This window comes from Acetobacter orleanensis (genome assembly GCF_001581005.1).
In the GTDB taxonomy this organism is placed as follows: Bacteria; Pseudomonadota; Alphaproteobacteria; order Acetobacterales; family Acetobacteraceae; genus Acetobacter; species Acetobacter orleanensis.
Genome location: NZ_LHZV01000042.1, coordinates 26,961 through 34,426 on the forward strand (window position 1 = coordinate 26,961; position 7,466 = coordinate 34,426).

The following is a 7,466-nucleotide window of genomic DNA, read 5'->3' on the forward strand; positions in this document are numbered from 1 at the left end:
AGAACGATAATTTCAATCGAAATCATCCTTCACATGGCAACTGCGGGTCCACTCTGCGGGCAAACCCATGGGGCAGTCAAGATGCTAGGCACAGAACAGAAAGAGGGACTTACTCATTAAGTGTTTCTGATTGAGTCACTCAGGGTATCTCTGTTATGAATTGCACCGGATATGTCAGAGCAGGACTGGCATCGTCTGTCTGCAGGACACGGTACAATAAGGTGAGCCGCTGTGTGACTGGGCGTATCTTCCGCTTGCCGATGCTGTCATGGCAAGTGTCCGATATCAGGCAAACTTACTGAAACCGAGAAAAACATAAAGCAGAACACGATAATCGTTGTCCGCTGGTTCGTCTTTCGACGAACACATCAAGCCAGCGCTATCTGCACTTACTCACGATACAAAATGCAACTGTAATGCTACGTGTCAGGTTGTGAGACGTCATTGGGATGATGTAGCGTGGGCAATGCCGCGTTACGACCATTTTTTGTAGCTGGGGCTGTATCCGCCAGTTTTCTTTGGTTTGCCTCTCTGGGGTATGGACCCCGCTTGCTTCAGTCTTTTTTGCCAAACCCCAGGCGTGTCGAGTTTTAGGTATGCTTATTGAGTGTATCATGATTCTTCTTAAGAAGCCTTATATTTTTGCACATATTCAATCAGCCTTCAACAGTCAACTTTGTGACGGCATCGTTTTTTCATTTTTCATATAATTATAATATTTTCCAATGCCTGAACTGCCTATACGAAAACCGGATATGGCATAGGGTCAGACAACGTGTTGAATGACAAACAGGCAAAATGGCTCGCTGAGAACATTTTGCCTCATGAATCCGATGTTAGACGCTGGCTGTCAAAATATAAGGACATTGACGCGGACGACATTCTTCAGGAGGCGTGGGTTATTCTGGCAAAGGTCGATTGTACGACAATTCAATTCCCACGTAGGCTTTTGTTTACAATAACTCGAAATATTGTTCTTCAACATTATCGACGTGCTCAAATTGTCTCATTCAGCTCTCTGGCAGACCTTTCAGATGAATGCTCAGGTCAGGACACAATTAGCCCTGAACAGTCGGTAGGAGCACGAAGGGAGTTGGAGTTTCTAAACCATGTTATCTCCCACTTGCCACCACGTTGCAGGGCAATATTTACTTTACATCGTATTCACGGTTATTCGCACAAGGAATGTGCGCAACGTCTCAACCTTTCAGAAACTATCATTGCCAAACAGGTAGCCAAAGCGCTTCGCCTTATCGGAGACGCTTACGGACATCAAGAACGGCAACATGATATCGGGTATAGGCCTCCCCCGCTTGGCAGATCACACAAAAACAGACCGTAATGAAACGGCATCTTTCTGGGTAGCAAAAAAAAATAATGCTCCCCTGACTGAGCAGGAGCAGGCTTTATTAGAGACCTGGCTGGCTAATGACGTCCGTAACAAAGGGGCATTAATCCGCGCTGAAGTGGTCTGGCAGGCTACAAGCCGCTCTGTTGCACTGCGAACAGATAACCCAATTCTGCCGGATAAAAGCAAAAGCACCGTCACAACAGATTTTCCTGTTTCTCGACGGCACATGATATCAGGATTAGCGGCCTCTTTAGCCTTGTGCATGCTGCCACGCACATCACATGAAATGGGGCGCTTCTACAGCACAACAGATAATACCCTCGACACGCAGATACCCCAGATTGGACAAGTTTCTCTGGATAGTTACTCTCAAATCAGAAAATATGGTACATCTATCGACCATCTTGCTGGCAGATGTCTTTTTTCATGCTCACACCCAGCAGAGCTAAGGCTTGACCATATTCATGCAACAGTTAGCGGTAAGCTTCAAAGCTCGCTCAGTGTGGAAAAAAATCGTCTTCTTCTGCTGGAAGGACAAGCCAAGATAATGAGGAATTTCTACGATCAGCCTATTGTTCTTTCTCCTGGCGAAGAGCTGTGTGTCTCAAGCACAGGAAAGCTGACATGCCGGAAACTGTTATCTGACGAAATAACGAGAGAAACCAACTGGGCGCAGGGGATTGTAGAACTCTACGGACAACCCTTGTCTGAAGTCGCTGCCACTTTCAATAAATACAACCAGAAAAAAATCTTTGTTCATGGCAAAGCGCGTTCTCTTGTTTTGCTGGGATCTTTTGCCCTGAAAGACCCGGACATATTCATTGATGCAGTGCGCTCCACCTTACATATCGATGGAGTGGTAACATCTGGACGCATTGACCTTTATTAAACTTCCCTGTCTTTAAATCTTAACAATTTCCAGTGGCAGAAAACATGCTCTCCAAGCATCACCTGAGTAGAAATCCAACTCAGGAATGCTTCTTATGCGTCATGTTCCTCTTTGTTTAAGCCTGCTTTGCTGTAGCGCAATTAGCACTTACCTCCTCTCTAACGCAGATGCTGCGACACCAAGCGAAGTTCATTTTTCCATTCCTGCACAACCGCTTTCGTCTGCAATTACGCTCTTTGCACGCCAGTCGGGTCTACACGTTGCCGTTGCAGGCACAATCGCCGGGAAAGTGCGTACTGCACCCGTCACGGGCGTTATGAGCCCGGACAGTGCTCTCAAGAAAATTCTCGCTGGGACAGGTGTTGTTGCGACAGAACACGCGGGCGGCCTGATTGTGCTCACAAGCCAACCGGTTTCAGTCCCGCACCAAACGACGCAAGCTACACAGGAAGAAAATCTTATCGTCACCGGACGCGCATCCAGCAAGCATCAGAAAAAAATTGATGCGAGCTATGCAATTACAACCATTTCTCAGAAAGAGCTGCGTATGCGCAGTATTTCTTCTGTGTCGGAAGCTCTAAAAAATACACCCGGCTTTTGGGTTGAAGCATCCGGCGGGGAAGTCGGGGCCAATATCCGTGCGCGTGGTATCCCCGTTGATGGTTACGGGTCAGTGCAGTTGGAAGAAGATGGTCTTCCCCTACAATCAGACCCGGCTCTAGGCTATCTGAATGCAGACGATAGTTTCCGCATTGATGAAACCCTAAGAAATATTCAGGTTGTCCGTGGTGGTCCTAGCTCAATCGTGGCCCAAAATGCACCAGGCGGACTGGTAAACTTCATATCCAAACGCGGCACAGAAAAACTTTCGGGCGTAGGCAAGCAAACATTTGGTGATGACGGCCTTTATCGTACAGACGCATGGTTAGGTGGACCAGCGGGTCCGTGGCGTTGGAGCCTTGGTGGATTTTATCGTGTTGAAAATGGCGTTCGCGACCCTGGTTTTCGTGCGAATTCGGGTGGGCAAATCCGTGCGAACGTCAGCCGATCATTCAGCCATGGTGGCAGTTTTTTTGTTGATTATAAACACCTTGATGATCGAACGGCCTTTTTTACCGACATTCCTGTTACATATGACAAATCTGGGAATATAACGTCTCTCCCAGGCTTCAATGCCAATACGGGAACATATTCCTCTAAAGCCCTTGCCAATGCCTATCTACCTGGCCCCGGTGGCAGCACAAAGCATATTGACCTGCAAAGCGGCATCCATATGCGGCTTGATCAGGTTACTGCTGGTTTCAAACACGATCTAGCTGACGGATGGCATCTGACGGATACACTCCGCTACCGGTCAATGAATGCAGCATGGACGGTCCTCTCTCCCAGCACCGTTAATGATGCCAATACAAGACTGAATGGTCTTGCAACAGCATCCACCCTATTTGCCGGAGCCACAGGTTGGCAACTTCGATATGCTGATAATCCTAATCAGCAGTTTTCTTCGTCAATGACTGGCAATAATTACGTTACAGATGCCTCTCTCCGCGCTGTTTGGGTCAACGAACACGAAGTTATGAATGACTTCAAGCTGGAGAAATCACTTTCTTTCCTTGGGCATCATGACATTGCTATGGGAGCTTTTGCCTCCTATTTTAACGAGGATTTCAACCGTTATTCCGCTAACATGCTTTTAGATACGACATCTCATGCTCGCGCACTGAATATAGATGCTGTCGATGCCGCTGGCACAGTCTTGGGCTCCATGACACAAAATGGCTATACCCGTTATGGCTCTGAATTTGCCAATGGCTGGGGGCATGACATTGATGTGGCCGGATATGCTACCGATGAATGGGCGATTACCCGAAAACTCCGTCTGGATGCTGGCGTCCGGTATGAAGTGCAGCGCGCCACCGGGACAGTAGAAGGCACCCAGAGTGTTGCTTTAGGGTCTGCGCCCTATCTTTCCAATGTTTTATCCGGAAATGGTGCTTTCAGGCATTATGATAAAGTCTACGACAATTTCGGTGGGACGATTGGCATTAACTACCAGCTACACCCTAATCTGGGGTTCTTTGCACGCTTCACTCGCGCTTATCGTCTCCCCAGTCTGGCGTCTTTCATCACCAATCCGGTCGCTGTTCCTGCCAACCAGACAATGAATATGTATGAAGGCGGAGTTAAATATAATTCCCGCTATGTTGATGCCTATGTCACCGGTTTCGACACGGATTATCATGGGTTTCAGGTTAATAATTACGTTTTTAATGTTGCCAATGGTGGGTATACACAGCAGACTATCAATGCTGACACGCGTGCATATGGCGTCGAATTTGAGGGCACTATCCGCCCTGTCCGATATTTTGATGTTGTTTTTACAGGGACAGCTCAAGATGCCCGGTTCAAAGGGTTGCGTTATCAGACCCTTTCTCAAAATGCTCCCGTTTTAAATGACTATAGTAACAACCACCTTCTGCGCGTTCCGCCTGTGATGTTTCGCGTTACACCGCGTCTTCATTTTTTCAATGACAAACTACTTTTGCAGGCAGATGTAGAACATTACGGGCTACGTTATGCAGATGCAGCAAACAGCCAGAAGCTACCTTCTTATACAGTCGTTAACTTTGGTGCCGCGTATCAGGTTGGCAACTATCTGACCATCAACTTGTCTGGCCAGAACCTGAATAATTCTCTCGGATTAACCGAAGGGAATCCTCGCTCAGGCGAAGTGTTAAGTTCCCAATCGAACAATAGTGTTTTCCTCGCCCGTCCTATTTTGGGGCGTAGTTTTCGTCTTTCTTTAACGGGCCAATTCTAATGCGCAAATTATTAGCCACTATTTGGTTTTGTGCTGGTAGCATGGGAATACTGCCAGCCCCCGCATTATGTCAGACCACCTCAAAAACCATGGTTGTCGCTCATGCAGGAGGAGCCGCTTATCACGTTCATAACACACGTTCGGCCATATTACATGCGCTAGATGTGAAAGCGGATATTATTGAATTTGATGTACAAGATACAAAAGATCATATTCCAGTTTTACATCATGACTTCGTTCTTCAACCTGATGAAGCACAACAGAATCACCATTGGCTTGATAAGCGGACAACATTTATTAGAAATATGACATTCGGCGAACTGTCCAATTACAGTATCGGGCAGAGCCGATCAGGATCTCCCTCTGATAAACCTTATCCTTTCAGGAAAAATCAAGAACAAGAGACTATTATCAGTCTGGATAATGCACTTAAGTTTATTTCGAAGAGCCCAAATAGTCCGCAAGTTTTTGTTGAAGTAAAATCTGCACTTGATCTTCCCGCCGGGTATCCTGCGGAAACCCTGGCAATAGACATTCTAAAAATTATTCATAAACATCCAGCTAAAGATAAAATTTCTATCATCTCATTCGATTGGAAACTTCTTCATTTAATCCATACAATAGACCCAACACAAAAAACCGTTTATATTTTTAGAGATCCTCTCGTTTACGCACGTGAGTTTGCAAATGATATGAGGGATCTTGGGATCGATATAACTTCTCTGACACCGCAAAAAATTATTGACCGTCTGACGGATGGCTTGGGACCCGTCAGCAATTATTCCCTTTACGCAGACTATATAAAAAAACAGGGCGGCTGGATGTTAGATGCCTATAAAGATGATGCGACCCTTCCCCTTGTAAAGCAGGCACAGAAAATTGGCTTGAAAACCGGCGTATGGACGGTCGATACTCTCACAGAAACAAGCAAAGCAGCCGCATTAGGGATTAACGCAATTACAACGAACTATCCCGATGTTATAATGGCTGTCCTTAGGCTTTCTTCTACCCAATAAATTGCATATCTGTAGATCCGACAAATAAGGCTATCCCAAGCAAGGGGGGCTGGAAAAAGCGATCCGCTATGCGCTTAACCGGTGGAGAGCCTTTGCTCTGTTCCTCGAAGGCGGTCGTGTCGCCATCGATAATAATCTTGCAGAACGCACCATATGGCCCGTGTGCATGGGGCGAAAAACTATCTCTTTGCTGGTTCCGATGCTGGCGGGGATAACATCGCTGACGCTATGACGCTTATCGAAAGCGCAAAACTCTCCGGACTCAACCCGCAGGATTATCTCGCTGACGTCCTGACACGCATCAACGAACACAAGATCAATCGTCTCCACGAACTGTTGCTATGGAACTGGCAGCCCGTGAATACATCGTAAGCAGCCGCTTGAGGCTGCCTTATGAGTGAGGATTGTGAGTGGTAACTTATGGTCATCACAATGAGCAGAGTGGGCCAGTTGATTCAGATTGTTGCCAATGCGTGAGAGGGCATGACGCAGACTGTAAAGTTCTGAGCCGACCAGCTAGCCATTGTCGCCAACCAGTTCTGAGGTTGTCAGCAGAGCCCTGATCCAATGGGCGGTGGTGGCGTGGCCGAGGTGGCGGGCAACGCTTTTCCAGCGGGCCAATTCAGAAGGGCTGGCTCTGACAGAGAGGCGGGAAGTTCGGGCAATCGGCATAACAAGGTTCTCCTTAAAGAGGGGGTTAATGGGGGAGATTTCTCCCCCTTACCAGCTTGTCGAATGCTACCCTTGGGTAGCCATTCGACACTGCTGGCTCCCTTTTAAAACGCTACTCTTTTGAAGGTTGTTTCCGGGTAGCTTATGGCCTCCACTGTTTGCCTGAGATTAGCGGTGGTGATGCCGGTCAGATAGGTTGTGGTGCCCTGACTTTTGTGGGTTGCTTCATGACCCAGCAGGCGGTCAATCCATACCTCCCGGATGTTGGTATCTGCATTTCTGAGTTGAGTTGATACAGTGTGCCGGAACGAGTGGAAGGTGATTTCCGCGGGCAGGCCAATACGGGTCTTGAGCAATGAGAAGGCTCTGCCAAGGGCTGCTCCCCTGACACCCTGTTTCGAGGTTTCCAGACCGGGGATGAGGTAGGGGCTGTCTGTCGAGTCTTTCAGAGCCAGCACACCAGTTTCAATGAGTTTTGAATGAACAGGCACCGTGCGGATGCCTGCTTCTGTTTTCGGTGCCCAGCCGGTTTCGGCATGAGGACGGATAAGGAAGCAGGGGATACCATCAACGCTCTGTAGGTCTTCTTTTCTCAGAGTGCAGATTTCGCCTAATCGCATTCCGCTGTAAGCTGCAACAAGAGTGACCAGCCGGAAGGTCTGTTCCGGCACGGATGTACTATGCCATGACGCAGAGGCCAGCAAAGCCAGTTCCTTT

At 47.7% G+C, this 7,466-nt stretch carries 7 protein-coding genes and 1 pseudogene; 5 read left to right on the plus strand and 3 right to left on the minus strand.

Annotated features, from left to right (window positions below):
* Window positions 1–775 precede the first annotated feature (775 nt).
* From AD949_RS14710 to AD949_RS14675, 5 genes and pseudogenes are all read left to right on the plus strand, one after another.
* Window positions 776–1,342, plus strand: a complete 567-nt coding sequence (locus tag AD949_RS14710) for an RNA polymerase sigma factor (RefSeq protein ID WP_158319964.1) — start codon at window positions 776–778, stop codon at window positions 1,340–1,342.
* Window positions 1,314–2,240, plus strand: a complete 927-nt coding sequence (locus AD949_RS01995; RefSeq protein ID WP_082786023.1) for a FecR family protein — start codon at window positions 1,314–1,316, stop codon at window positions 2,238–2,240. The genes AD949_RS14710 and AD949_RS01995 overlap by 29 nt, the downstream gene beginning before the upstream one ends.
* 94 nt (window positions 2,241–2,334) lie before the next feature.
* Window positions 2,335–5,061, plus strand: a complete 2,727-nt coding sequence (locus AD949_RS02000; RefSeq protein ID WP_158319965.1) for a TonB-dependent receptor — start codon at window positions 2,335–2,337, stop codon at window positions 5,059–5,061.
* Window positions 5,061–6,077 carry a glycerophosphodiester phosphodiesterase gene (locus AD949_RS02005; protein ID WP_082064870.1) on the plus strand — a complete coding sequence of 339 codons (1,017 nt, stop codon included), beginning with the start codon at window positions 5,061–5,063 and terminating at the stop codon, window positions 6,075–6,077. Before AD949_RS02000 ends, AD949_RS02005 begins: the two co-directional genes overlap by 1 nt.
* A gap of 34 nt (window positions 6,078–6,111) precedes the next feature.
* Window positions 6,112–6,449, plus strand: a pseudogene (locus AD949_RS14675) (IS66 family transposase); the annotation flags it as partial.
* Here AD949_RS14675 and mobC read toward each other — a convergent pair.
* The 3 genes from mobC to AD949_RS02015 all read right to left on the minus strand — a co-directional run.
* Window positions 6,417–6,593: a plasmid mobilization relaxosome protein MobC gene (gene mobC / locus AD949_RS14420; RefSeq protein ID WP_307188436.1), complete on the minus strand. Its 177-nt coding sequence runs from the start codon at window positions 6,591–6,593 to the stop codon at window positions 6,417–6,419. The pseudogene AD949_RS14675 and the gene mobC overlap by 33 nt on opposite strands.
* A complete protein-coding gene (locus AD949_RS14425; RefSeq protein ID WP_244463445.1) occupies window positions 6,594–6,749 on the minus strand; it encodes a hypothetical protein in 156 nt (51 codons plus the stop codon). It lies immediately after the preceding gene.
* 104 nt (window positions 6,750–6,853) lie between these two features.
* The coding region (locus tag AD949_RS02015; protein WP_248845774.1) for a tyrosine-type recombinase/integrase at window positions 6,854–7,466 on the minus strand (613 nt) is incomplete at its 5' end.